At 66.6% G+C, this 24,790-nt stretch carries 21 protein-coding genes; 12 read left to right on the top strand and 9 right to left on the bottom strand.

Annotated elements, in window-relative coordinates; all coding sequences use genetic code 11:
- Positions 1-591 precede the first annotated feature (591 nt).
- On the top strand, positions 592-3,459 hold the full coding sequence (locus AC3FNH_RS08810) for a valine--tRNA ligase (protein WP_488719774.1): 2,868 nt from the start codon (positions 592-594) through the stop codon (positions 3,457-3,459).
- A 108-nt stretch (positions 3,460-3,567) separates the two neighbouring features.
- On the top strand, positions 3,568-4,464 hold the full coding sequence (gene galU, locus AC3FNH_RS08805; protein ID WP_276098103.1) for a UTP--glucose-1-phosphate uridylyltransferase GalU: 897 nt from the start codon (positions 3,568-3,570) through the stop codon (positions 4,462-4,464).
- A gap of 78 nt (positions 4,465-4,542) precedes the next feature.
- Here the strand turns inward: galU and AC3FNH_RS08800 are convergent, their stop codons facing one another.
- From AC3FNH_RS08800 to AC3FNH_RS08775, 6 genes are all read right to left on the bottom strand, one after another.
- The gene (locus tag AC3FNH_RS08800; protein ID WP_071014635.1) at positions 4,543-4,770 is read right to left on the bottom strand and encodes a sulfurtransferase TusA family protein; all 228 of its coding nucleotides are present in this window, start codon (positions 4,768-4,770) and stop codon (positions 4,543-4,545) included.
- Positions 4,771-4,797: 27 nt separating this feature from the next.
- Positions 4,798-5,382 carry an NUDIX domain-containing protein gene (locus AC3FNH_RS08795; RefSeq protein ID WP_276098104.1) on the bottom strand — a complete coding sequence of 195 codons (585 nt, stop codon included), beginning with the start codon at positions 5,380-5,382 and terminating at the stop codon, positions 4,798-4,800.
- 65 nt (positions 5,383-5,447) lie between these two features.
- Positions 5,448-6,482 carry a threonine aldolase family protein gene (locus tag AC3FNH_RS08790; RefSeq protein WP_488719773.1) on the bottom strand — a complete coding sequence of 345 codons (1,035 nt, stop codon included), beginning with the start codon at positions 6,480-6,482 and terminating at the stop codon, positions 5,448-5,450.
- A 37-nt stretch (positions 6,483-6,519) separates the two neighbouring features.
- Entirely contained in the window at positions 6,520-6,708 is a 189-nt protein-coding gene (locus AC3FNH_RS08785) for a 4-oxalocrotonate tautomerase (protein ID WP_276098105.1), read from the bottom strand.
- Between the two features lie 58 nt (positions 6,709-6,766).
- Positions 6,767-7,540, bottom strand: a complete 774-nt coding sequence (locus tag AC3FNH_RS08780) for a class II aldolase/adducin family protein (RefSeq protein ID WP_488719772.1) — start codon at positions 7,538-7,540, stop codon at positions 6,767-6,769.
- Between the two features lie 90 nt (positions 7,541-7,630).
- Positions 7,631-8,869, bottom strand: coding sequence for a YbfB/YjiJ family MFS transporter (locus AC3FNH_RS08775; protein ID WP_488719771.1), 1,239 nt, complete (start codon positions 8,867-8,869; stop codon positions 7,631-7,633).
- Between the two features lie 220 nt (positions 8,870-9,089).
- Between AC3FNH_RS08775 and AC3FNH_RS08770 the strand changes: the two genes are divergently transcribed.
- The 4 genes from AC3FNH_RS08770 to AC3FNH_RS08755 all read left to right on the top strand — a co-directional run bounded on the left by AC3FNH_RS08770 (position 9,090) and on the right by AC3FNH_RS08755 (position 12,637).
- Entirely contained in the window at positions 9,090-9,983 is an 894-nt protein-coding gene (locus tag AC3FNH_RS08770; RefSeq protein ID WP_276098108.1) for a LysR substrate-binding domain-containing protein, read from the top strand.
- A gap of 93 nt (positions 9,984-10,076) precedes the next feature.
- Entirely contained in the window at positions 10,077-11,522 is a 1,446-nt protein-coding gene (locus AC3FNH_RS08765; protein ID WP_488719770.1) for an NfeD family protein, read from the top strand.
- A 2-nt stretch (positions 11,523-11,524) separates the two neighbouring features.
- On the top strand, positions 11,525-12,286 hold the full coding sequence (locus AC3FNH_RS08760; RefSeq protein ID WP_488719769.1) for a slipin family protein: 762 nt from the start codon (positions 11,525-11,527) through the stop codon (positions 12,284-12,286).
- 42 nt (positions 12,287-12,328) lie between these two features.
- On the top strand, positions 12,329-12,637 hold the full coding sequence (locus tag AC3FNH_RS08755) for a hypothetical protein (RefSeq protein WP_276098111.1): 309 nt from the start codon (positions 12,329-12,331) through the stop codon (positions 12,635-12,637).
- 67 nt (positions 12,638-12,704) lie between these two features.
- Here the strand turns inward: AC3FNH_RS08755 and alaS are convergent, their stop codons facing one another.
- Entirely contained in the window at positions 12,705-15,329 is a 2,625-nt protein-coding gene (gene alaS, locus AC3FNH_RS08750) for an alanine--tRNA ligase (RefSeq protein ID WP_488719768.1), read from the bottom strand.
- A gap of 304 nt (positions 15,330-15,633) precedes the next feature.
- On the opposite strand from alaS, the gene AC3FNH_RS08745 reads away from it, so the two are divergent.
- From AC3FNH_RS08745 to AC3FNH_RS08735, 3 genes are all read left to right on the top strand, one after another.
- Positions 15,634-16,854 carry a CaiB/BaiF CoA transferase family protein gene (locus AC3FNH_RS08745; protein WP_488719767.1) on the top strand — a complete coding sequence of 407 codons (1,221 nt, stop codon included), beginning with the start codon at positions 15,634-15,636 and terminating at the stop codon, positions 16,852-16,854.
- Positions 16,855-16,995: 141 nt separating this feature from the next.
- Entirely contained in the window at positions 16,996-17,451 is a 456-nt protein-coding gene (locus AC3FNH_RS08740; RefSeq protein ID WP_276098114.1) for a DUF2214 family protein, read from the top strand.
- Between the two features lie 36 nt (positions 17,452-17,487).
- Positions 17,488-18,492 (top strand): Bug family tripartite tricarboxylate transporter substrate binding protein, encoded by a 1,005-nt coding sequence (locus AC3FNH_RS08735; protein WP_488719766.1) that lies wholly within the window; start codon positions 17,488-17,490, stop codon positions 18,490-18,492.
- Here the strand turns inward: AC3FNH_RS08735 and AC3FNH_RS08730 are convergent.
- A complete protein-coding gene (locus AC3FNH_RS08730) occupies positions 18,489-20,255 on the bottom strand; it encodes a potassium/proton antiporter (protein WP_488719765.1) in 1,767 nt (588 codons plus the stop codon). The genes AC3FNH_RS08735 and AC3FNH_RS08730 overlap by 4 nt on opposite strands.
- 373 nt (positions 20,256-20,628) lie before the next feature.
- Between AC3FNH_RS08730 and AC3FNH_RS08725 the strand changes: the two genes are divergently transcribed.
- Together AC3FNH_RS08725 and AC3FNH_RS08720 are read left to right on the top strand one after the other, a co-directional pair.
- Complete coding sequence (locus AC3FNH_RS08725) at positions 20,629-21,090, top strand: tripartite tricarboxylate transporter TctB family protein (RefSeq protein ID WP_276098117.1); 462 nt, start codon at positions 20,629-20,631, stop codon at positions 21,088-21,090.
- 13 nt (positions 21,091-21,103) lie between these two features.
- Entirely contained in the window at positions 21,104-22,606 is a 1,503-nt protein-coding gene (locus tag AC3FNH_RS08720; RefSeq protein WP_488719764.1) for a tripartite tricarboxylate transporter permease, read from the top strand.
- A 115-nt stretch (positions 22,607-22,721) separates the two neighbouring features.
- Here AC3FNH_RS08720 and AC3FNH_RS08715 read toward each other — a convergent pair whose 3' ends face one another.
- Entirely contained in the window at positions 22,722-23,606 is an 885-nt protein-coding gene (locus tag AC3FNH_RS08715) for a LysR substrate-binding domain-containing protein (RefSeq protein WP_488719763.1), read from the bottom strand.
- Positions 23,607-23,802: 196 nt separating this feature from the next.
- Between AC3FNH_RS08715 and AC3FNH_RS08710 the strand changes: the two genes are divergently transcribed.
- Complete coding sequence (locus AC3FNH_RS08710; protein ID WP_488719762.1) at positions 23,803-24,780, top strand: Bug family tripartite tricarboxylate transporter substrate binding protein; 978 nt, start codon at positions 23,803-23,805, stop codon at positions 24,778-24,780.
- The last annotated feature ends 10 nt before the right edge of the window (positions 24,781-24,790 follow it).

The raw sequence follows: 24,790 nt of genomic DNA, 5'->3' as shown, positions 1-24,790 counted from the left end.
CCTAGTCTGAGCACCCAGGCCGCAGGCAAACCGCGCCGCAGCGAAGCAGAGAAACCGAACCGTCGGCACTGGCGACGATGATGCCCGTCGCAGACCGACTAGGACATGCGCGCAACGCAGCCGAAGGCTGCCCTACCACTGACGCTCTTGGAACGCTGTACCCGAGTCCTACATGGGGATCGTACAAGGGCAGGTTATCGCAGGCACTGGTTCTGAATCACTATGCGTAGCAGGGTCGAACGGGCAACCAGGCGCGAGACCAAAGCCCCTTGAACACAAGGAGCGCCTCGTTGATGGCCAGCCGCCAGGCGACGCGCTTTTTGGTTACTTTTTGTCGCTCGGACAAAAAGTGACTCGCCGGCTACGCCGGCGAAACAGCAGCGCCCGCCAAGCACAACACCCCCATCAAACCAAAAACCAAACCCCAAATTATACCGACCCCCCAACCCGCGAAGCGAACGATTTCCTCCCCGCCCCCCGACGTTCCGTATAATTTGACGTTTTACTGGTGCAATGCACCCAAGGCCGCGCCAGGCGCAGGCCAAAGCACCCGCCTGCAACAAGCCCCGACGCAAACATCGACATCCCAGCATGACCGCCCAAGACCAATCCCTTGCCAAGAGCTTCGAACCCGCCGCCATCGAGGCGAAATGGGGCCCCGAGTGGGAGAAGCGCGGCATTGCCCAGCCGACGTTCGACCCGGCCAGGCCTGATTTCGCCATCCAGCTGCCCCCGCCCAATGTGACCGGCACGCTGCATATGGGCCATGCCTTCAACCAGACCATCATGGACGGCCTGACCCGCCATGCGCGCATGCTGGGCGCGAACACGCTGTGGGTGCCGGGCACGGACCACGCGGGCATTGCCACGCAGATCGTGGTGGAGCGCCAGCTCGAAGCGCAAGGCGTGTCGCGCCACGACCTGGGCCGCGAGAAGTTCACCGAGAAAGTCTGGGCCTGGAAGGAAGAGTCGGGTTCGACCATCACCCGCCAGGTGCGCCGCATGGGCGCGTCGATCGACTGGACCCGCGAGTACTTCACGATGTCGCCGGACATGTCGAAGGCGGTCACCGAGGTGTTCGTGCGCCTGCATGAGCAGGGCCTGATCTACCGCGGCAAGCGCCTGGTCAACTGGGACCCGGTGCTGGGCACCGCCGTGTCGGACCTGGAGGTCGAGAACGTCGAGGAAGAAGGCTCGCTGTGGCACATCCGCTACCCGCTGGTGGAAGCCGATACCAAGACCGGCCTCACGCACCTGACCGTGGCCACCACGCGTCCGGAAACCATGCTCGGCGACGTGGCCGTGATGGTCCACCCGGAAGACGAGCGCTATGCGCACCTGATCGGCAAGTCGGTGCACCTGCCGCTGACCGGCCGCCAGATCCCCGTGATCGCCGACGAATACGTCGACCGCGAGTTCGGCACGGGCGTGGTCAAGGTGACGCCGGGCCATGACTTCAATGACTACGCCGTCGGCCAGCGCCACAACCTGCCGCAGCTGTCGATCCTCACGCTCGACGCGAAGATCGTCGCCGACGCCCCGGCCGCCTATGCCGGCCTGGACCGTTTCGAGGCCCGCAAGCAGATCGTGATGGACCTGGATGCCCAGGGCCTGCTGGCCGAGGTCAAGAAGCACAAGCTGATGACGCCGCGCAGCGAGCGCACCGGCAGCGCGATCGAGCCGATGCTGACCGACCAGTGGTTCGTCGCCATGAGCAAGCCGGCACCGGAAGGCACGTTCTACCCGGGCCGCTCGATCGCCGAGGTCGCGCTCGACGCCGTGCAGAGCGGCGAGATCAAGCTGGTGCCGGAAAACTGGAACAGCACCTACAACCAGTGGCTGGCCAATATCCAGGACTGGTGCATCTCGCGCCAGCTCTGGTGGGGCCACCAGATCCCGGCCTGGTACGACGACGCCGGCAACTGCTTCGTCGCCCGCACCGAAGAGGAAGCGCTGGCCAAGGCCAAGGCCGCCGGCAGCACCGGCGCGCTGCGTCGCGAGGAAGACGTGCTCGACACGTGGTTCTCGTCGGCACTGGTACCGTTCTCCTCGCTGGGCTGGCCCGCGGAGACGCCTGAGCTCAAGCACTTCCTGCCGTCGTCGGTGCTGGTGACCGGCTACGACATCATCTTCTTCTGGGTGGCGCGCATGGTCATGATGACCAAGCACTTCACCGGCCAGGTGCCCTTCCATACCGTGTACGTGCACGGCCTGGTGCGCGACTCGGAAGGCAAGAAGATGAGCAAGTCCGAGGGCAACACGCTGGACCCGGTGGACCTGATCGACGGCATCGACCTCGACACGCTGCTGCAGAAGCGCACCACCGGCCTGCGCCGTCCGAAGGATGCGCCCAAGATCGAGAAGAAGACGAAGAAGGAATTCCCCGAGGGCATTCCCGCTTTCGGCGCCGATGCGCTGCGCTTCACGTTCGCTTCGCTGGCGACGCTGGGCCGCAACGTCAACTTCGACACCGGCCGCTGCGAGGGCTACCGCAACTTCTGCAACAAGCTGTGGAACGCCACGCGCTTCGTGCTGATGAACACCGAGGGCCATGACTGCGGCATGGGCCCGTGCAACAACGACTGCGGCCCGGACGGCTACCTGCACTTCTCGCAGGCCGACCGCTGGATCGTGTCGCTGCTGCAGCGCGTGGAAGCCGATGTCGAGAAGGGCTTTGCCGAGTACCGCTTCGACAATATCGCCAGCGCGATCTACAAGTTCGTCTGGGACGAGTACTGCGACTGGTACCTGGAACTGGCCAAGGTGCAGATCCAGACCGGCACCGAAGCCCAGCAGCGCGCCACGCGCCGCACGCTGCTGCGCGTGCTGGAAACGGTGCTGCGCCTGGCGCACCCGATCATCCCGTTCATCACGGAAGAACTGTGGCAGAAGGTTGCGCCGCTGGCCGGCCGCGCCAAGGGCGATGGCAGCGAAAGCATCGCGCAGCAGGCCTACCCGCTGCCGGCCATGGCCAAGATCGACGAGGCCGCCGAGCAATGGGTGGCGCAACTCAAGGCCATGGTGGACGCGTGCCGCAACCTGCGCGGCGAAATGAATATTTCGCCGGCCCAGCGCATTCCGCTCTATGCGCATGGCGACAACGCCTTCCTGCGCGAGGCCAGCGCGCATATCCAGGCGCTGGCGAAACTGTCCGAGGTGCGCGTCTTCGAAGACGATGCGACCTTGCAGACCGAGGGCGCCGGGGCACCGGTGGCCATCGTCGGCGGCAACCACCTGCTGCTGAAGATCGAGATCGACGTGGCGGCCGAGCGCGTGCGCCTGTCGAAGGAAATCGAGCGCATCGGCGGCGAGATCGGCAAGTGCCGTGGCAAGCTGTCGAACGAGAGCTTTGTCGCCAAGGCGCCGCCCGCCGTGGTGGCGCAGGAAACCCAGCGCCTGTCCGATTTCGAGCAGACGCTGGCCAAGCTGCAGGACCAGCTGCAGCGCCTGCCGGCCTAAGTATCGCGGGTACGTCGGGTTCCGTCCGCCTCGCGTCGGACAGAACCCGACAGACGGCCCCCGGAGTATCCGGCACGGTTATGAGTCAAATTCGAAGGAATAGCTGACATGGAAAATCGCGTTACCAAGGCCGTCTTCCCGGTCGCGGGCCTGGGCACCCGCTTTCTGCCGGCCACCAAGGCTAGCCCCAAGGAAATGCTGCCTGTAGTCGACAAACCGCTGATCCAGTACGCGGTGGAAGAAGCCATGGCCGCCGGCATCACGGAGATGATCTTCGTCACCGGCCGTTCCAAGCGCGCCATCGAGGATCATTTCGACAAGGCCTTCGAACTCGAAGTCGAGCTGGAGGCCAAGAACAAGCAGGCCCTGCTCGACGTGGTGCGTTCGATCAAGCCGGCCAATGTCGAGTGCTACTACGTGCGGCAGCCCGAAGCGCTGGGCCTCGGCCACGCCGTGCTGTGCGCCGCCAAGCTGGTAGGTGAAAGCCCGTTCGCGGTGATGCTGGCCGACGACCTGATCGACGGCACCCCGCCGGTGATGAAGCAGATGGTGGATCTCTACAACCACTACAACTGCTCGGTGCTGGGCGTCGAAGAGATCGCGCCGGAACAGAGCCGCTCCTATGGCGTGGTCGATGGCCGCGAATGGGACGAAGGCGTCATCAAGATGTCCGGCATCGTGGAGAAGCCGGCACCGGAAGACGCGCCGTCCAACCTGGGCGTGGTCGGCCGCTACATCCTGACCCCGCGCATCTTCGACCACCTGCGCGAGCTGAAGCCGGGCGCCGGCGGCGAGTTCCAGCTCACCGACGCGATCCAGTCGCTGCTGGGGCAGGAACAGGTGCTGGCCTACCGCTACCAGGGCACGCGTTACGACTGCGGCAGCAAGCTCGGCTACCTGAAGGCGACGGTCGAGTACGCGCTGAAGCACCCCGAAGTCAGCGCAGGCTTCCGCGACTACCTGGAACACCGCGGCACCTACCTGGCCGACGGCACGGCAGCCTGACCTGCAACTCGACCCGTACCAATAAGAAGAGCCGCCCGAGGGCGGCTCTTCTGCTGTCTGGACGCCTGACCGCGGCGTTCAGCGGCGGCGCATGTAGAACACGAACACCTTGTCGACTTCCTGGTGCGACAGCAGCTCGTTGCCAGTCTGCTTGGCAAAGGCCTGGAAATCGCGCGTGGCGCCCGGGTCGGTGGCCAGCACCTTGAGCACTTCGCCGCTGGCCATGTCGGCCAGAGCCTTCTTGGTACGCAGGATCGGCAGCGGGCAGTTCAGGCCGCGCGCATCGACTTCTTTCTGGAACTCCATTCCTCTCTTCCTTGCTCTTATCAGTCTTCAGACCCGGTATTGTAGCGAAGCGCTCAGGACGCTGAAGTCACTCGGCCGACGCGGGTCGGGGATGTCCTCGCCGGTCTGGCGGTCGAAGAAGCGCACCGGGTAGCCGCGTGACTGCAGCCAGTCGGCCACCGCGAAGCCGGTGCCGGCGGACCAGATGCGCATGTCCTCGGGCGCCACCAGCTTGTATTCGGCCAGCTCCTCGGACAGCGCGATGTCGCCGTATGCCTTCACATGGTAGGCAATGATGAGCTCGTTCTTGCGCATGAACTCGTAGACGCCGATCAGCGACACGGCCTCGGTATCGAGGTTGGTTTCTTCCTTCAGCTCGCGCGCCACCCCGAGTTCCGGTGTCTCGTCACGCTCGAGGAAACCGGTGACCAGCGCGAACATCTTCTGCGGCCAGGCTGCATTGCGCGCCAGCAGCAGCTTGCCTTCGTACTCGACCACTGCGGCCAGTACCGGCAGCGGGTTGTTCCAGTGCACGAAGCCGCATTCGGGCTGGACGCAGGCGTGGCGTTCGCGCCCCGACAGCGGCAGCACCTCGAGCGGCGCGCCGCATTGCGGGCAGAATCGGTATTGCATCAGGGGCTCCTCGGTGTCTCGTTATGTTCTGCTACCGGCCGGTATCTTACGCCTGCCCGCGCATTTCAGCAGGCGCCGCAGGCCGCGCGCATATCGGCCGCGAGGGCCTCAACGGTCTCCGGCTGCAGGTCCCACGCGCACATGAAGCGGCAGCCGCCGGCACCGATAAACGTGTAGAAGCGCCAGCCCTTTGCGCGCAGCGCCTCGATCGCCGGCAACGGCAGTTCGGCGAACACGGCGTTGGACTCGGTCGGGAACATGATGCGCACACCGGGAATGCCGGCGATACGCGACTGCAGCAGTTGCGCCATGGCATTGGCGTGACGCGCATTGGACAACCAGACATCGTTCTCCAGCAGCCCCAGCCACGGCGCCGAGATGAAACGCATCTTCGATGCGAGCTGGCCGGCCTGCTTGACGCGGTAGGCAAAGTCCTCGGCCAGGCGGCGGTCGAAGAAGACCACCGCCTCGCCCACCGGCAAGCCGTTCTTGGTGCCGCCGAAGCACAGTACATCCACGCCGGCACGCCATGTGATCTCGGACGGATGCACGCCGAGCGAGGCCACCGCGTTGGCAAAACGCGCGCCGTCCATATGCACGCGAAGCTGGCGGCGCTTGGCGATCGCGGCAATCGCGCGCACCTCTTCCACCGTGTAGACCGTGCCGACCTCGGTGGACTGCGTCAGCGAGACCACCTTGGGCTTCGGGTAGTGGATGTCCGAGCGCCGCGTCACCAGCGCCTCGACCGCAGCGGGCGTAACCTTGCCGTTCTCGCCCGGCGCGGTCAGCAGCTTCGAGCCGTTGGAGAAAAACTCCGGCCCGCCGCACTCGTCGGTCTCGATATGCGCCAGCTCGTGGCAGATGACCGAGTGGTACGACTGGCACAGCGCCGACAGCGCCAGGGAGTTGGCGGCCGTGCCGTTGAAGACGAAGAACACTTCGCAATCGGTCTGGAACAGGTCGCGGATCCGGTCGCAGACCTTCTGCGTCCAGGAGTCGTCGCCATAGGCCTGCTCATGCCCGGTGCCGTTGGCCTCCAGGAAGTACTTCAGGGATTCCGGGCAAAAGCCGGCGTAGTTGTCCGAGGCGAAATGCTGCATGGTCATCTGCGGGTCTGGCGGTGTGAGTCTGGCGCGATTACGTCTTGTCAGCCCACAGCTCGCCGCCGGTGGCCCAGTTCTCGCGCTTGACGTCGGTGATGATGATGTCGACGGCCGAAGCGGTGCAGCCCAGCGTCTCGCAGGTCACGCGCGTCACTTCCTCGACGAACTTGCGCTTCTGCTCGACGGTGCGGCCTTCAAACATCTCTACGTGGAAAGTCGGCATCTATGACTCCTTGTGTTGGCTTTGCCTGTATCTGCGTATCGGGGGAAACCGGGGGCGTTCAGTCCCGGTACGAGGGATCGATTCTATCGAGTTTGCGCAGCAGCGCCGGCCACTCCAGGGTGCCTTCGACGGCGCCGTTGTCATAGAGCTGCCCGGATGCCTTGTCGGCGACGCCCGGCGCGGGCCGCACCAGCCGGCCGCCGGCCTGCGCACCGATCTGGATTTCGCAGGCCTTGATCAGCGTCGCCATCAGCACATAGGCTTCGGCGACCGTGCGGCCTACGGTCAGCGTGCCGTGGTTGCGCAGCAGCATGGCCTGCTGCTGGCCCAGTGAAGCTGTCAGCCGCGCGCCCTCGGCGGGCGTGAACGCCAGGCCCTCATAGTCGTGGTATGCCATGCGGCCGTGGAAGCGCATGGCATGCTGGGACAGCGGCAGCAGCCCTTCGGCCTGCGCGGATACGGCAATGCCGGCGGTGTTGTGCAGGTGCATGACGCACATGGCGTCCGCACGTGCCGCATGCACCGCGGCGTGCAGCGCGAAGCCGGTGACATTGACTGGATGGACGGTCTCGCCAACCACCTCGCCGCGGCCATTGATCTTGACCAGATCCGATGCGCGGATTTCCTCGAAGGCGAAGCCGAACGGATTGATCAGGAAATGATCGGGCTCGCCGGGCACCGTGGCCGAGATGTGGGTATAGATCAGGTCATCCCAGCCCTGCAGGGCGGACAAGCGGTAAGCGGCGGCCAGGTCCACGCGGACGCGCTGCTCTTCCGGCGTGACTGGGCTGGGTGCGCCGGCGGCACGCGCCGGCTGCAATGAGAAAGACATGGGGGTCGCTCCAGCGCCGCCCGGTGTTCGTGGTGCCGGTGTGGGTCCCGGCTTGGTGAATCTGGGGTCCGCAAAAGGGCGGCGAAGGCGTTACTGTAGCGCAGTCTGCCGCGTTACCTGCATGGGCCATGCGTGGCGCATCCAGACGAACATCACGGCACCGGCGAGCAGCGCGGTCGCGGCGCACGCCAGCGAACTGGCAAAGCCACCCGAACGCGCGACGAGTGCCGTGGCCAGCGGCGGGCCGGCAATCTGGCCCAGGCCATAGGACGCCGTCATCAGGCCCATCAGGCGCGGCGCCTGCGGGCCCCACAGCCGGCGCGCCTCGCGCATCGCGAACGACACCAGCGCGGTGAACGGCAGGCCCGCCAGCAGGCTGCTGACGGCAAACCCGGCGACGGTCGGGAAGACCACGGCGATCGCGACACCCAGCGCCTGCATGGCGTAGGACCACGCGAGCAAGCGGCGGTTGTCGTGCGCCATGCCGACGCGCGTCGCCGCAAAGGCGCCGATCGACACACCGACACCGAAGACCGGCCAGAACAGGTCGGCCCAGACGGAACCTGGCATCGCCTGCCGGGCAATCACAGGCAGGAACGTCGCCGTGATGATGTAGCCGAATCCCGCCAGGCCGTAGGCCAGCGTCAGGGCCCAGGCCTCGCCGTCCAACCGGGCGCCATGGGCAGGCTCGCTTTCAGGCCGCGTTGCGGCCGCTCGCACCGTACCTCCGTCAGTGGCGAACACGCGCCAGACCGCCAGCACCAGCACGGCGCCCATGACCGTGAAGGCGACCCACCCTGCTACCGCATGCCAGCCCGCACCGACCATGGCAAAGGCGGAAACGCCCGTGACCACGATGCCGATGCCCGGCCCGCAGAAGATCAGCCCGCCCAGTGCCGGCTGTCCCAGGTCGGCGAGCCGCTGCATGCACCAGCCCGAGGTATAGACCAGCACCAGCCCGCTCGCCACGCCCGCGGCGGTGCGCCACAGCGACCAGGCCAGCATGCCGCCTGGCAGTGCCATGCCCAGCGTCAGCAAGACCGTGGCCACCAGCCCGAGCCGGATCATGCGCGCCGGATCCGGGCGGATGAACAGGCAGACGGCGGCGCCGACGAAATAACCGATGTAGTTCAGCGTGGCCAACCAGCCGCCTTCGTGCAGGCTGACCAGGCCATCGTGAAGCATCATTGGCATCAGCGGCGTGAAGGCGAAGCGGCCGACTCCCATGACCACGGCCAGCGAAGCCAGCCCTGCGAGCGCAATCGCCCACGCACCCGGTTCGCGCCGCGCCATGTCGGTCGCCGCCGTGCCAGTTGTTGAAGCAGACATCACCTGACCGCCTTGCGGCGCTCCATGGTGGTTTCGCCGCCGAAGCAGCGGATCTTGAAGTTCACGTACGGCATGTCGTCGTTCCTCCGTGTCGCAGCGGTGGCAAACCTGCCTGGATTCACCTATCCTACGCCGTGACGACCATCTTCAAAAATGAATTATCAAGATGCTTTTAATCTTTTCATGAGATGAAAAGCGCAACCTCCCGCCTGGAGCCACCATGGACTTAGCCGCACTCGAGATCTTCCGCACGGTGGTGGAGGCAGGTGGCGTCACACGCGCCGCCGAACGCCTGCACCGTGTGCAATCCAACGTGACCACGCGCATCCGCCAGTTGGAGGAATCGCTCGGGGTCGAGCTGTTCCTGCGCGACGGCAAGCGCATGGTGCTGACGCCGGCCGGACAGACGCTGTTCGACTACGCATGTCGCATGCTGCGCCTGGCCGAAGAGGCACGCCATGCGGTGCTGCCGTCACGTCCGCACGGGCGCCTGCGCATTGCGTCGATGGAAAGCACTGCCGCCAGCCGGTTGCCTGCCATGCTGGCCGCTTACCACCAGGCGTGGCCTGACGTGCAGCTTGAACTGGTCACGCTGGCGACGCGCCAGGCGCTGGAGGCACTGGAGCGCTTCGAGGCCGACTGCGCCTTCGTGGCCGAGCCGCTTGGCAACCCGGCGCTGGCATCCCGGCCTGCATTCGAGGAAGAACTGGTCGTGATTGCGCGCGCCGGCCACCGCCCGATCCGCAGCGCCGCGGACCTGGAAACGTCCACGCTGCTGGGTTTCGAGCCGGGCTGCAATTACCGCGCGCGGCTCGAGGCCTGGCACGCGGCGGGCGGCGCTGCGCCGCCGCGCGTGCTGGAGCTGAACTCCTACCACACCATCGTCGCATGCGCGGCGGCCGGCATCGGCGCCGCCATCGTGCCGCGCTCGGTGCTTGGCCTGTACCGCGACCTGCCCGCCATCAGCGTGCATGGCCTGGGCGAGGCCGGCCGCGTGCGCACGTTGCTGGCCTGGCATCCGGCCATGGCCAGCGCCGCGCTGGACGCGCTTGTCCAGGCCCTGCCGGCGCCCGGCGCTCCGGCCAGCAACCCGCCCCTGCCCGCCGCAGCCTGAGCCTCGCAGGCCGACCGGGACGTGCAGGATGTGCCCGGTCGCCTACACTGAAAGTGGCGCCACCACGGCACTCCCTGTGCCACGCCCTTTGCGATGAGATTCGCCATTGCGCGCCTAGCGCACCCCTGGCTCTATATCGGATTGCTGCTGGCCGGCTTCGCGCTCGCGGTGCTGGCAGCCGCCCCCGCCACGTCTGCGCCGGCTGCCGCAGGGGCAGGCGTCGGCTCCGTGTACGTGATCCCGCTCAACGGCGCCATCGGCCCGGCCAGCGCTGGCTTCGTGATGCGCGGCATGACGCGCGCGCGCGAAGGCGGTGCCCAGCTCGTGGTGCTGGAAATGGACACGCCCGGCGGGCTCGACCTGTCGATGCGCGAGATCATCCAGGCCATCCTGGCCTCGCCCGTGCCGGTGGCCAGCTATGTCTTCCCGGGTGGCGCGCGCGCCGCCAGCGCCGGTACCTACATCCTCTACGCCAGCCATATCGCCGCCATGGCGCCCGGCACCAACCTGGGCGCTGCCAGTCCCGTGCAGATCGGCATCGGCGGGCCACAGAAGCCCGAGGCCATTCCGGCCTCTGCGCCCGCGAGCGAGCCGGCCGCGCAGGACACCATGACACGCAAGCAGATGCACGATGCCTCGGCCTACATCCGCGGCCTGGCGCAGTTGCGCGGCCGCAATGCCGAATGGGCCGAGCGCGCGGTGCGCGAAGCCGTCAGCCTGTCCGCAAGCGAAGCCGCAGAGCAGCGGGTGGTCGACATTGTCGCCACCGACCTGGCGGACCTGCTGCGCAAGCTCGACGGCAAGCACGTGACGGCCGCCGGCGCCGAGCGCGTGCTGCAGACCGGTCACGCCACGGTCGTGACGCTGGAACCCGACTGGCGCAGCCGCTTCCTGGCCGTCATCACCGAGCCGAGCGTCGCGCTGATGCTGATGATGATCGGCATCTACGGGCTGATCTTCGAGTTTTCTACGCCGGGCATGGTGGTGCCCGGCATCGCCGGCGCGATCTGCCTGCTGGTTGCGGCGTTCGCGCTGCACATGCTGCCCGTCAACTACGCCGGGCTGGCGCTGGTGGCGCTGGGCATCGGCTGCATGGTGGCGGAGCTGTTCCTGCCCACCTTCGGCGCGCTGGGCGTAGGCGGCATCGTCGCCTTTGCCTTCGGCGCGGTAATGCTGATCGACACCGACGTGCCGGGTTTCGGCGTGCCGCTGCCGATGGTCGCGGCGCTTTCCGCCATGTCCGCGGTCTTTGTATTCGGCATGTCCGCGATCCTGCTGCGCGCGCGCAGGCGGCCCGTGGTCAGCGGCGCCGACACGCTGGTCGGCAGCCGTGGTGAAGTGCTGGACGACCTGAATGAGGAAGGCTGGGCCCAGGTGCGCGGCGAGAACTGGCGCGTGCGCAGCGCCAGCCCGCTGGCGCGCGGCACGCCGGTGCTTGTCACCGCACGGCACGGCCTGACGCTTGACGTGATCGCCGCCGGCAGCGCCCCGCAGGCTGCGGCGCCCCCATCCCAACCGACGCCAGAGAAGGGAGCCTGACCATGGCCTACGGATTCAGCTTCGGCGGTGTGATCTTCCTGCTGGCATTGCTGGTGATCATGTCGTTCCGCGTGCTGCGCGAATACGAGCGCGGCGTGGTGTTCATGCTCGGGCGCTTCTGGCGGGTCAAGGGCCCGGGACTGGTGCTGCTGATTCCCGCCGTGCAGCAGATGGTCAGGGTGGACCTGCGCACCGTGGTGATGGACGTGCCGCCGCAGGACGTGATCTCGCGCGACAACGTTTCAGTGAAGGTCAACGCGGTGGTCTACTTCCGCGTGGTGGACCCCGAACGCGCCATCATCCAGGTCGCGAACTTCCTCGAGGCCACCAGCCAGCTCGCGCAGACCACGCTGCGGTCGGTGCTGGGCAAGCATGAGCTGGATGAAATGCTGGCCGAGCGCGAGAAGCTCAACCTCGACATCCAGCAGGCGCTGGACGCGCAGACTGACGGCTGGGGCATCAAGGTGTCCAACGTCGAGATCAAGCACGTCGACCTGAATGAAACCATGGTCCGCGCGATTGCGCGGCAGGCCGAGGCCGAGCGCGAACGGCGCGCCAAGGTGATCCATGCCGAGGGCGAGCTGCAGGCTTCGGAGAAACTGCTGGAAGCAGCCCAGATGCTGGCGCGGCAGCCGCAGGCGATGCAACTGCGCTACATGCAGACGCTGACGCAGATCGCGGGGGACAAGAGCTCCACCATCGTATTCCCGCTGCCGATAGACCTGCTCGCGACCTTGCGTGCGGGTTCGTCCCAGGGTGAATAGTGCACGACCAGTGTGCGCGCCAGGCACGACAAGGAGAACATCATGATGATCGCCAGATGGCAAATCGATGCCCGTTTCGGCCACAAGCAGGAAGTCATCGAACGGCTGCAACGCTGGGCGCGCGAGATCGCGCCGCAGATCGGCATGACCACGGGCCGGATGCTGACCGGCTCGATCGGCGCGCGCGAGGCTACCGTCGTGCATGACTGGGAAATCGCCGATCTCGGCGAACTGGAACGGGCTTGGGCCAAGCTGGCCACCATCCCCGAGCATGCAGCGTGGGGCAAGGAACTCGAGCCTCACGTGGTTTCCGGGACAGCGCGATGGGAGATCTATCGGATCGTGGAATAGCGGCTGCAGCGGGCCGAGGCCAATGAAAAAGGGCGCCGAAGCGCCCTTTCTCCAGTGCCGGAAAACCTCAAACCTTCGCCGACACCCACTCCGCCACGCCAGACAGCGCCTGCGGCAGATTGGCCGGCTCGGTGCCGCCAGCCTGCGCCATGTCGGGACGACCACCGCCCTTGCCGCCGACCTGCTGGGCGACAAAGTTGACCAGCTCGCCGGCCTTGACCTTGCCCGTGGCATCCGCCGTCACGCCGGCGATCAGGCTGACCTTGCCGTCGGCCACGGCCGCCAGCACGATGGCCGCGCTCTGTAGCTTGTCCTTGAGCTTGTCCATGGTCTCGCGCAGCGTCTTCACATCGGCGCCGTCGAGCTGGGCGGCCAGCACCTTGAGGCCCTTGACGTCGACCGCCTGCGCGGCCAGTTCGTCGCCCTGCGAGGACGCCAGCTTGCTCTTCAGGCGCTCCAGCTCCTTCTCGAGCGCGCGGACCTGCTCCTGCACCTGGCCGATGCGCGGCACCAGTTCCGAAGGCTGGGCCTTGAGCGCGGCGGCGGCTTCGTTCAGCTTGGCGTCGAGCTTCTGCAGGTAGTGCAGCGCGTTGTCGCCGGTGATCGCTTCCACGCGGCGGATGCCGGCAGCCACGCCGCCTTCCACCACGATCTTGAACAGGCCGATGTCGCCGGTGCGGTGCACGTGGGTGCCGCCGCACAGTTCCTTCGAGGTACCGATCGACAGCACGCGCACGTCATCGGCGTACTTCTCGCCGAACAGCGCCATGGCGCCGCTCTTGACCGCATCGTCGAACGGCATGACCTCGGCATGCGTGTCTTCGTTGCGCAGGATCTCGGCGTTGACGATCTCTTCGACGCGGCGGATCTGCTCGTCCGTCATCGGCGCGTTGTGCGAGAAGTCGAAGCGGGTCTTATCGGCGTCGACCAGCGAGCCCTTCTGCTGCACGTGGCTGCCCAGCACTTCGCGCAGGGCCTTGTGCATCAGGTGGGTGGCCGAGTGATTGCGCACGGTGCGCGCGCGGCGCAGTGCGTCCACTTGCGGCTGCACGGTGTCGCCAACCTTCAGCGCGGCGCCTGCCAGCGTGCCCTGGTGGCCGAACACTTCAGCCTGGATCTTGGTGGTGTCAGCCACGGCGAACACCGCATTGCCGGCCTTCAGCACGCCCTGGTCGCCGGCCTGGCCGCCGGATTCAGCGTAGAACGGGGTGTTGTCGAGCACCACCACGCCGGTCTGGCCCGGCTGCATGGCGTCGACCGCGGCACCGTCCACATACAGCGCGATGACCTTGGCCTGCGGCAGTTCCAGCTTCTCGTAGCCGTGGAACACGGTCTTGTCGCCCGAGTATTCCAGGCCCGCGGCCATCTTGAACTTGCCGGCGGCGCGAGCCTGCTCGCGCTGGCGGTTCATGGCGGCGTCGAACGCGCCCTCGTCCACGGCGATTTCCTGCTCGCGGCAGACGTCCTGCGTCAGGTCCAGCGGGAAGCCGAAGGTGTCGTGCAGCTTGAACGCCAGTTCGCCGTCGAGCGTCTTGCCGCCCTTGAGCTTCAGGTCGGCCAGCGCGGCATCGAGGATCGACATGCCGTTCTCGATGGTCTCGAAGAAGCGCTCTTCCTCGGCCTTCAGCACTTCGGTCACGCGGCCCTGGGCTTCAGCCAGCTCCGGATAGGCCTGGCCCATCTGCGCGACCAGGTCGGCCACCAGCTTGTGGAAGAACGGGGTCTTCTGGCCCAGCTTGTAGCCGTGGCGGATGGCGCGGCGCACGATCCGGCGCAGCACGTAGCCGCGGCCTTCGTTGCCGGGGATCACGCCGTCGACGATCAGGAACGAGCACGCGCGGATATGGTCGGCGATGACCTTCAGCGAGTTCTGGTTCAGGTTGTCGCAATGCGTTTCACGCGCGGCGGCCTTGATCAGCGCCTGGAACAGGTCGATCTCGTAGTTGCTGTGCACATGCTGCAGCACCGCGGCAATGCGCTCCAGGCCCATGCCGGTGTCCACGCACGGCTTGGGCAGCGGCGTCATATTGCCCTGCTCGTCGCGGTTGAACTGCATGAACACGAGGTTCCACACCTCGATGTAGCGGTCGCCGTCTTCCTCGGGCGATCCCGGGGGGCCGCCCCACACATTCGGGCCGTGGTCGAAGAAGATTTCCGAGCACGGGCCGCACGGGCCGGTGTCGGCCATCTGCCAGAAGTTGTCCGAGGCGTAGCGCGCGCCCTTGTTGTCGCCGATGCGCACGATGCGCTCGGCCGGCACGCCGACTTCCTTGGCCCAGATGTCATAGGCCTCGTCGTCCTCGGCGTAGACCGTCACCCACAGCTTCTCCGCCGGCAGCTGGTAGACCTTGGTCAGCAGTTCCCACGCGTACTGGATGGCTTCGCGCTTGAAGTAGTCGCCGAACGAGAAATTGCCCAGCATCTCGAAGAACGTATGGTGGCGGGCGGTGTAGCCCACGTTCTCGAGGTCGTTGTGCTTGCCGCCGGCGCGCACAGAGCGCTGCGCCGAGGTGGCGCGGCGGTACGGGCGCTTGTCGGTGCCCAGGAACACGTCCTTGAACTGCACCATGCCGGAATTGGTGAACAGCAGCGTCGGGTCGTTCGCCGGCACCAGGCTGGACGAGCGGACCACGGTATGGCCCTTCGATTCGAAGTACTGCAGGAACTTGCTGCGAATGTCGGAGACTTTCATGGGATGGCGGACGCTTCCCGCGGCATGCAGGGCGCGACGAATCAGTGTTGGATTTGCAAACCGTTGATTATACGGGCAAGCCAGCCCCAAAAGGACATGGCGGGGACATGGCGGCCGCAGCGGGTATGGCGCCGTGGGACCGGCCGGCTATCGCCCAAATCCGGCGACTAAAAGCGCCTCACGGGGCACTTGCAGACCCGTCTGCGTGGACCCCGGTGGTACATTGCAGGCTGTCCGCGCCGGCCGCGCCGTCGGCCCGGCAAGTCCCCCTTTACACCCCTGCATCCGGAGCCCCCTCACTGCCATGGGAGCCTTAAGCCATCTCCGCGTCCTCGACCTGACCCGCGTCCTCGCCGGTCCATGGTGTGCCCAGAACCTTGCCGATTTCGGCGCCGACGTCATCAAGATCGAGCGGCCCGGCGCTGGCGACGATACCCGCACCTGGGGACCGCCCTGGCTCAAGGCCGAAGACGGCAGCGACACCGCCGAGGCCGCCTACTACCTCGCCGCCAACCGCAACAAGCGCTCGGTGACATGCGACATCTCCTCGCCAGAGGGCCAGAAGCTCGTGCGCGAGCTGGCCGCGCAGAGCGATGTGGTGCTGGAGAACTACAAGGTCGGCCAGCTCAAGAAGTACGGCCTGGACTATGAATCGCTGAAGGCGGTCAAGCCGGACCTCATCTACTGCTCGGTGACGGGCTTCGGCCAGAGCGGCCCCTACGCGGCCCGCCCCGGCTACGATTTCATCATCCAGGGCATGGGCGGCTTCATGAGCCTGACCGGCGAACGCGACGACCTGCCCGGCGGCGGCCCGCAGAAGGCCGGCGTGGCCATTTCCGACCTGATGACCGGCCAGTACGCCACCATTGCCGTGCTGGCGGCCCTGGCGCACCGCGAGCGCACGGGCGAAGGCCAGTACATCGACATGGCCCTGCTCGACGTGCAGGTGGCGATGCTGGCCAACATGAACACCAACTACCTGGCCAGCGGCCAGGCGCCGCGGCGCTGGGGCAATGCACACCCGAACATTGTCCCCTACCAGACCTTCCAGGCGGCCGACGGCTGGCTGATCGTCGCGGTCGGCAATGATGGACAGTTCCGCAAGTTCGTGACCGATGGCGGCCAGCCCGGACTGGCCGACGACCCGCGCTTCGCCACCAACCCGCAGCGCGTGGCCAATCGCGACGTGCTGGTGCCGATCCTGGCCGACATGGTCCGCACGCGCACGCGCGCGCAGTGGATCCGCGACCTGGAAGCGGCCGGCGTGCCCTGCGGCCCGATCAACTCGCTCGACGAGGTCTTCGAGGACGAACAGGTCAAGGCGCGCGGCCTGCGCGTGGACCTGCCCCACCCGAGCGCCGGCGAAGTCAAGCTGGTCGGCAGCCCGATCAAGATGAGCGTCACGCCGCCCGAGGCATTGCGCCATCCGCCGCTGCTCGGCGAACACACCGACACGGTGCTGACCGAGGCGCTCGGCTACAGCGCCGAACAGATCGCCGCCCTGCGCGCCAAGGGCGTGGTATAAGAGCCACTTGTGCCGGAACCGGCGCAAGCAGTTGATCAGTCGTCCCCCGAAGCTGTTCCGCGCGGCCGGCACTGCCTGCGCCCGACGCCCTGGCGGGTCCGGGCCCGGCTGTTCGCGTCCGCGGACCCACCCGGAAATTCCATGCTGACCGATGCCCTGCTGGCCTTCTTCCACTTCCTGGCCATCTTCGTCCTGATCACGCTGATGGCCGCCGAAGCCGTGGTGCTGCGCCCCGACATCACGCCGGCCACGGTGCGCCGGCTGTCGATCTATGACGGCGTGTACTTCCTGTCGGCGATGGCGGCACTGGCGACCGGCCTGCTGCGCCTGTTCTATGGCGCCAAGGGCGCGGACTTCTACCTGCACAACCCGTGGTTCCACGCGAAGGTTACCGTGTTCGTCGTCATCGCGCTGTGCTCGCTGCCGCCGACCTTCGCGATCTCGCGCTGGCGCAAGCAGAGCCGCAAGCTGCCCGATTTCGTGCCGCCGCCGTCCGAGGTCAGGAAGGCCCGCCGCTGGGTCATGATCGAAGCCCACCTGGTGATCCTGCTGCCGCTGTGCGCCGTGATGATGGCGCGCGGCATCGGGGCAAGGTAAGGCGCTACCCCTGTTTTCCGTACCCCTGAAGTCGTCATGCTGAATAAACTGCTCGCCGCCACTGTCGTCGCGGCCATGCTGCCCGCCGCGGCCTCCATCGCGGCCGTCCCGGCCACCGCCTACCCGTCCAAGCCGATCAAGTTCGTGGTGCCCTACCCGGCTGGCGGCCCTCTCGACACGGTCGCGCGCGCCATCGGCGAGAAACTGCGCGACAGCCTCGGCCAGCCGGTGGTGGTCGAGAACAAGCCGGGCGCCGGCGGCAACCTTGGCGCGGACTATGTGGCCAAGCAGCCGGCCGATGGCTACACCATCGTCATGGGCGCGGTGGCCACGCACGCCATCAACCCGACGCTGTTCAGCAAGATGCCGTATGACCCGGTCAAGGATTTCGCGCCGGTCACGCTGGTCGCGGACGTGCCCAATGTGCTGGTGATGCATCCGGGCAAGGCCGCGGAGCTGCATATCAACAATGTGCGCGAACTGGTCGAGTACGCGCGCAAGCATCCGGGCAAGCTCGACTATGCGTCGGGCGGCAACGGCAGCGCCGGCCACCTGTCGGGCGAGCTGTTCAAGAGCATGGCGAAGATCAGTATGGTCCATATCCCATACAACGGCGCGTCGCCCGCGCAGTTGTCGGTCCTGTCGGGCCAGACCGACCTGATCTTCGACAACCTGGCCTCGGCCTCCGCCAATATCAAGGCAGGCAAGCTGAAGGCATTCGCGGTCACCACCGCCAGCCGCGCAGCCGCCTTCCCGGAGCTGCCGACCATCGCGGAAGCGGGCAAGGGCCTGGGACTGGAAGGCTTTGATATCTCCACGTGGTTCGGCGTGTTCGCGCCGGCCAATACGCCGCGCGAGATCGTCGAGCGGCTCAACCACGATATCGTCGCCATCCTGAAGACCGACGACATGAAGGCACGCCTCGCCCGCATCGGCGCCCAGCCGGCCCCCACCACGCCCGAACAGTTCGGCGCGCTGGTGCAGCGCGAGCTGAAGAAGTACGCGCAGATCGTGCGCGTATCGGGCGCTAAGGTCGACTAAGCCTGCGGCTTGCGGCGGATGCCCCAGCGCCGGATGCCCGTGCCGCTTTCGGTGCGGGGCAGCAGCACGCCGACCTGGATGATGCGCGGCCCTTCCATGCGGGCGGCAGTCAGGTGCAGGCCGGCGATCACGACGCTGTCGCCCTCCACCGGCGGCGAGATGAAGCTGGCCTGCATGGCGTCGGCGAGCGTCAGCGGGGCCTCGGCGGGCGTCAGCGTCCGATCCCCATAGAGCGCCGCCACGTCGCGCAGGAAGGCGTCGCCGGAGAGCAGGAAATCATGCGTCACCTGATCCCATGCCGGAGCGGGCCCCGGCGCCTGGAACAGTGCCGCGAGCCTGGGCAGCACCGTGGCGGGCGCCAGCACCGATACCGTGTCGCCGGCGCGCAACATGGTCTGCTCGTGCGGGGCCAGTGCATCGTCGCGCGCCACCGTCAGTAGCCGGCACCTCGGCGGCAGTTCAAGCCGGTCGGCCCGCACATTCTCGACCGGCGCGTTGACGCTGACCCGGAACTGCATGACCTCCATCGTCGGCCCATGGACGCCGCGCAGGCGCGAGCGCGCGAGCGGCTCCGGAAACCCGGGACGCAGCACGCGGGCCAGGCGCGCGGCAGGCGCCACGGTCGTCCCCTGCAGCAAGAGGCTGGCCAGCACCACGGCAAACGCCACGCGGAAGATCAGGCCCGACTCGGGCAATCCGCGCAGCAATGGAAACAGCGACAGCACGATGGGCACGGCGCCACGCAGGCCCATCCAGGCGATGAAGCCCTTCTCCCCCACGTTCAGCCGGAACGGCAGCAAGGCCAGGAATACGGCTGCCGGCCGGGCCACCAGCATCAGGAAGGCGGCCACCGCTACCGCGGGCACCGCAATCTCCCAGATCCGGTGGGGCGCCACGAGCAGGCCAAGCAGCAGGAACATCGCCGACTGGGCCAGCCAGGCCATGCCGTCCATCGCGCGCATGGTGTCGGCAGTCACGGCGCGGTCCCGGTTGCCAACCAGCATGCCGGCCAGGTACACCGCCAGGAAGCCGCTGCCGCCCAGGCTCTGCGTGATGGCAAAGATCATCGCACCGCCGGAACAGATCAGGATGGCGTGCAGGCCTTCGGCCACCTCGATGCGCTCGAGCACATGGGCCAGGCAGTAGCCAAGCCCGAGCCCCAGCACGGCACCAACGCCGAACTGCACGGCGAGCCGCACGGCAAGCGCCAGCGGCGTCAGTCCGTTGGGCGCGGCGATCCACTCCATCAGGGTCAGCGTCAGGAAGATCGCCATCGGGTCGTTGATGCCCGATTCGATCTCGAGCACGCTAGCCACGCGATCCTTCAGCCGGATGCCGCTGCTGTGCAGCGTCGAAAAGACGGCCGCAGCGTCGGTAGAGCCCACGATGGCGCCCAGCAGCAAGCCCAGCTTCCAGTCGATGTCCAGGATCCATGCCGCGAACAGGCCGACCAGGCTTGCTGTCACCAGGACACCCGCGGTGGCCAGCGCCAGCGACGGCCGCAAGGCCACGCGAAACGTGGCGTAGCTCGTACGCAGGCCGCCATCGAGCAGGATCACGGCCAGCGCAAGGTTGCCGACCAGGAAGCTGAGCCAGGTGTTGGAGAAGCGGATGCCGCCCGGGCCATCGACGCCCGCCAGCATGCCGACCGCCAGGAAGACAAGCAGGAACGGCACGCCTGCGCGTGCGGAGAAGGCGCCCACCACGATGCCCAGCGACATCACGACGGCGCCGATCAGGATGACGTGGTCGACGCTCTCCAAACGGTGTCCCTTCTACTTTCGCCAGCTGCCGTTCTCAACCTTTCAGTACCTTGCAGTCAGTGCTGCGGCCGCCACCCGCCAATGCCGGGCGGGGCCAGTCCGATGATAGCTCAGCACCCTGGAAACCGCCTTGCCGAACCGCCCATCATGCACCGCAACCCCGCCTCCAGTCTCGCTTTGTAGCCATTTAAGTGCCGCCTCATTAGGAGATACCCTCAGCATGACCAAGTTTGCAGACATCTGAAAGGTAGCTGAAAGGTCGCACCCTTACCTTGCACCCTGCCCGCGAACAGGCCCTTCAGTGCAAGTGCCTTACTGCACCGCACCAACGGCGCCCGGCAGATTTCAAGCAGTCTTATCGAGGAGAATCATTTTGCGCATACGTAGCCAAAAGGACTTTGCCTCCGGCCTGATGTTCATCCTGGTCGGATTCGGCTTTTCCTGGGTCGCACGCGGCTATTCCATGGGAACTGCCGCAAAGATGGGGCCGGGATACTTCCCGTTCTGGCTCGGCGTCGTGCTCGCCCTGCTGGGCGCGCTGGTGCTGTGGGGTTCGCTGTCCGCCAAGGCGGAAGAGGACCACCTGGCCCGCTGGGACATCAAGTCGCTGTTGTGGATCCTGGGTGCCGTGGTGCTGTTCGGCCTGATGCTCAAGCCGCTGGGCATGGTGCTGTCGGTCCTGGTGCTGGTGCTGGTGTCGTCGATGGCGAGCCATGAATTCAACTGGAAGGGCGCCATCCTGAACGCGATCATCCTGGTGCTGATCAGCCTTGGCGCGTTCGTGTACGGCATCAACCTGCAGATGCCGGTGTGGCCGGCTTTCCTGGCAAGCTAAGGAGACCGCCAACATGGAACTGCTCTCTAACCTGGGACTGGGCTTTGCTACCGCCCTCTCCTTCCAGAACCTGGCCTACGCCTTCCTGGGCTGCGTGCTGGGTACCCTGATCGGCGTGCTGCCGGGCCTGGGGCCGCTGGCCACCATCGCCATGCTGCTGCCGGTGACCTACACGCTGCCGCCGGTGGCCGCGCTGATCATGCTGGCCGGCATTTACTACGGCGCCCAGTACGGTGGCTCGACTACGGCGATTCTGGTGAACCTGCCTGGTGAATCGTCGTCCGTGGTGACCACCATCGACGGCTACCAGATGGCAAGACGAGGACGAGCGGGCGTGGCACTGGCCACCGCCGGCCTGGGCTCGTTCTTCGCCGGCTGCGTGGCCACGCTGATCCTGGCCGCCTTTGCCGCCCCGCTGTCGGAACTGGCGTTCAAGTTCGGCCCCGCCGAGTACTTCTCGCTGATGGTGCTGGGCCTGATCGGTGCCGTGGTGCTGGCTTCGGGTTCGCTGGTCAAGGCCATTGCCATGATCGTGCTGGGCCTGCTGCTGGGCCTGGTCGGCACCGATGTGAACTCGGGCGCCGCACGCTTTTCGTTCGATGTGCCTGAACTGACCGACGGCCTGAACTTCGTGTCGGTGGCCATGGGCGTGTTCGGCTTCGCGGAAATCATCGCGAACCTGGAGCAGAAGGAAAACCGCGAAACCTTCACCGACCATATCACCAACCTGTTCCCGAACAAGGAAGACTTCAAGCGCATGATCCCGGCCGTGCTGCGCGGCACGGTGCTCGGCTCGGCGCTGGGTATCCTGCCGGGCGGCGGTGCGGCGCTGGCTTCGTTCGCGGCCTACTCGCTGGAGAAGAAGACCTCGAAGTACGCGCATGAGTTCGGCAAGGGCGCGATCGAAGGCGTGGCAGGTCCGGAATCGGCCAATAACGCCGCGGCACAGACCTCGTTCATCCCGCTGCTGACGCTGGGCATTCCGCCCAACGCGGTGATGGCGCTGATGGTCGGTGCGATGACCATCCACAACATCCAGCCCGGCCCGCAGGTCATGACCAGCAATCCGGCGCTGTTCTGGGGCCTGATCGCCTCGATGTGGATCGGCAACCTGATGCTGATCGTGCTGAACCTGCCGCTGATCGGCATCTGGGTGAAGCTGCTGAAGGTGCCCTACCGCTACCTGTACCCGGCCATTCTGGTGTTCTGCTGCATCGGCGTGTACTCGGTCCAGAACACCACCTTCGACGTGTTCCAGACTGCGGCCTTCGGCGTGATCGGCTACCTGTTCATCAAGCTCAAGTGCGAACCGGCGCCACTGCTGCTGGGCTTCGTGCTGGGGCCGATGATGGAAGAGAACTTCCGCCGCTCGCTGCTGCTGTCGCGTGGTGACTTCAGCGTGTTTGTGACCCGTCCGCTGTCGATGGGCCTGCTGATCGCCGCCGCGGTGCTGGTGCTGATCGTGGCCTCGCCGTCGATCAAGGCCAAGCGCGAGGAAGCGTTCCAGGAAGAATAAGAAGGCAAGACCGCCGGCCGCTAGCCGCTGGCCGCTGGTCTGTCATGCAGTGCAATACTGGGGGCGTCGCGAGACGCCCCTTTTTTGTTGGCGCACCGCCGCCTGGTTCTGCGCCTCAGCCGCCAAACAACTCCGCGCAGGCCGTCCTGACCGCGCCGGTCACATGCCCCCTGCCATGATCGCGCCGCTCAAGCATGCCGATGGTTCGCATCACGGGCTCGCCATTGACCAGCAGCGGCAGGATGCGCAGCGCCGCATCGTTGCGCCAGCGCGCACGCTGCAGCAGCGGCACCACGGTTACGCCCACCTCTTGCCGCACCAGTTCGACGAGCGCCTCGATCGAGTTCAGCTCCAGGAACTCGTTGACCTGCAGGTGCGCTCGCCGCAACGCACGCTCCACCAGCATGCCGGTGCGCTGGCTGCGGTCGAAGCGCAGGTACGGATTGAGGGCCAGCGCTTCGCGCACGTCCTGCCCCGCGCTGCCCTGTGCGGCAATGGCAACCAGCGGCTCGTGGTAGAGCGGCGTCCAGCGCAGCGTGCCGGGTATCCGGGCGCCGCCCTCGACCAGGATCGCGGCATCGAGTTCGCCCGAATCGACCATCGCCGCGAGCTCGATGGACTTGGCACCGACCAGCCGGACCTCCAGCGCCGGATAGGCGCGCTTCATGCGCGCCACGACATGCGACAGGCCGCCCATCACCGATACCACGGCGCCAACGGCCACCGCGCCGGCCATGGCGTCTGGCTGGGCCAGCGGCACGCGCATTTCGTCATACAGCGCGAGCAGGCGGCGCGCGCGCGGCAACAGCTCGCGCCCGTCGGCATTGAGGACGGCGACGCGCCCGTTGCGGTCGAACAGTTCGCGGCGCAGCTCGGTTTCCAGCGAGCGCATCTGCAAGCTCACCGCTGCCTGCGTAAGCGCCACGTGGCCCGCAGCGGCGGCGAAGGATCCATGTTCGGCCACGGCAACAAAGGTACGCAGGAATCGGATTGTGCTCATTGGGACACCAGGAAATCAGCCATTGCGCGGCCGCGATCCACAAGAAAAACTTGTTTGAAGGAAAAGAAATATTAGCTTTCTTTGTGATAGCGAGCGCGGAATAATAATGCGCAGGCACCCGCGACGCCATGCGCATCCGGGTCTGCCGGCCTGACGCTGTTCCGCTGACCTGATTCGCACGATTCCGGAGATCCGCATGAAACCCTGGCTGCGCCTGCTCGGCATCGGCCTTGCCTCTGGCCTCTGCCTGGCCGCCATGCCGGCCTTGGCCGACAACTACCCAAGCAAGCCGATCCGCCTGATCGTGCCGTTCCCCGCGAGCGGCGCCACCGACTTGCTCGCGCGCGCCATTGCGCAGAAGGTCGGCGCCAACCTCGGGCAGCAGATCGTGGTCGACAACCGGCCTGGCGCCGGCGGCGCCATCGGTTCCGACATGGCAGCGAAGGCGGCACCGGACGGCTACACGCTGCTGATCGCCACCACCAGCACGCATTCGATCGGCCCGCATATCAATGCGCACCTGCCGTACAACACCGAGACCGATTTCACGCCGGTCGGCCAGGTCGCGATCGCGACCAACGTGCTGGTGGTGCCCAACAGCCTGCCCGTCAGGAATGTGCGCGAACTGATCGACTACGCGAAGAAGCGCCCCGGCGAACTGAACTATGCGTCCAGCGGCAACGGCACCGTCGTCCACCTGACCGCCGAGGCCTTCAAGGCCCAGGCCGGCGTGTTCATCACGCACATCCCCTACCGCGGCACGGCGCTCGCGGTGCCGGACCTGATTTCGGGCAAGGTGCAGGTGTTGTTCGACAGCATCGTGTCGGGCCTGCCGCATGTGAAGGACGGCAAGCTCAAGGCCCTGGCCGTGACCAGCCTCAAGCGCTCGCCGCTGGCGCCCGAGATCCCGACAGCCAGTGAATCGGGCCTGCCCGGCTTCGAGTCGGATACGTGGTTCGGCATCTACGGCCCGAAAGGCATGCCGGCCGATATCGTCAACCGGCTCAACGCCGAATTCAACAAGGCCATCCAGTCGCAGGACGTGAAGGACCGTCTCGCCAAGCTGGGCGCCGAGCCGGTCGGCGGCACGCCGGCACAGTTTGCGGCGATGGTGAAGAAGGACAGCGCCCGCTGGGGCAAGCTCATCAAGGATCGCAAGATCACGGCAGAATAACGTGAAGCCG

Source organism: Cupriavidus sp. 22TCCZM01-5 (assembly GCF_057798915.1).
This window is presented reverse-complemented; position numbering and strand designations above follow the sequence as displayed.

Bases quoted from the DNA above. Each gene is read 5' to 3' on its own strand.
- AC3FNH_RS08810 (WP_488719774.1), top strand. From the start codon at position 592: ATGACCGCCCAAGACCAATCCCTTGCCAAGAGCTTCGAACCCGCCGCC.
- galU (WP_276098103.1), top strand. From the start codon at position 3,568: ATGGAAAATCGCGTTACCAAGGCCGTCTTCCCGGTCGCGGGCCTGGGC.
- AC3FNH_RS08800 (WP_071014635.1), bottom strand. From the start codon at position 4,770: ATGGAGTTCCAGAAAGAAGTCGATGCGCGCGGCCTGAACTGCCCGCTG.
- AC3FNH_RS08795 (WP_276098104.1), bottom strand. From the start codon at position 5,382: ATGCAATACCGATTCTGCCCGCAATGCGGCGCGCCGCTCGAGGTGCTG.
- AC3FNH_RS08790 (WP_488719773.1), bottom strand. From the start codon at position 6,482: ATGCAGCATTTCGCCTCGGACAACTACGCCGGCTTTTGCCCGGAATCC.
- AC3FNH_RS08785 (WP_276098105.1), bottom strand. From the start codon at position 6,708: ATGCCGACTTTCCACGTAGAGATGTTTGAAGGCCGCACCGTCGAGCAG.
- AC3FNH_RS08780 (WP_488719772.1), bottom strand. From the start codon at position 7,540: ATGTCTTTCTCATTGCAGCCGGCGCGTGCCGCCGGCGCACCCAGCCCA.
- AC3FNH_RS08775 (WP_488719771.1), bottom strand. From the start codon at position 8,869: ATGTCTGCTTCAACAACTGGCACGGCGGCGACCGACATGGCGCGGCGC.
- AC3FNH_RS08770 (WP_276098108.1), top strand. From the start codon at position 9,090: ATGGACTTAGCCGCACTCGAGATCTTCCGCACGGTGGTGGAGGCAGGT.
- AC3FNH_RS08765 (WP_488719770.1), top strand. From the start codon at position 10,077: ATGAGATTCGCCATTGCGCGCCTAGCGCACCCCTGGCTCTATATCGGA.
- AC3FNH_RS08760 (WP_488719769.1), top strand. From the start codon at position 11,525: ATGGCCTACGGATTCAGCTTCGGCGGTGTGATCTTCCTGCTGGCATTG.
- AC3FNH_RS08755 (WP_276098111.1), top strand. From the start codon at position 12,329: ATGATGATCGCCAGATGGCAAATCGATGCCCGTTTCGGCCACAAGCAG.
- alaS (WP_488719768.1), bottom strand. From the start codon at position 15,329: ATGAAAGTCTCCGACATTCGCAGCAAGTTCCTGCAGTACTTCGAATCG.
- AC3FNH_RS08745 (WP_488719767.1), top strand. From the start codon at position 15,634: ATGGGAGCCTTAAGCCATCTCCGCGTCCTCGACCTGACCCGCGTCCTC.
- AC3FNH_RS08740 (WP_276098114.1), top strand. From the start codon at position 16,996: ATGCTGACCGATGCCCTGCTGGCCTTCTTCCACTTCCTGGCCATCTTC.
- AC3FNH_RS08735 (WP_488719766.1), top strand. From the start codon at position 17,488: ATGCTGAATAAACTGCTCGCCGCCACTGTCGTCGCGGCCATGCTGCCC.
- AC3FNH_RS08720 (WP_488719764.1), top strand. From the start codon at position 21,104: ATGGAACTGCTCTCTAACCTGGGACTGGGCTTTGCTACCGCCCTCTCC.
- AC3FNH_RS08715 (WP_488719763.1), bottom strand. From the start codon at position 23,606: ATGAGCACAATCCGATTCCTGCGTACCTTTGTTGCCGTGGCCGAACAT.
- AC3FNH_RS08710 (WP_488719762.1), top strand. From the start codon at position 23,803: ATGAAACCCTGGCTGCGCCTGCTCGGCATCGGCCTTGCCTCTGGCCTC.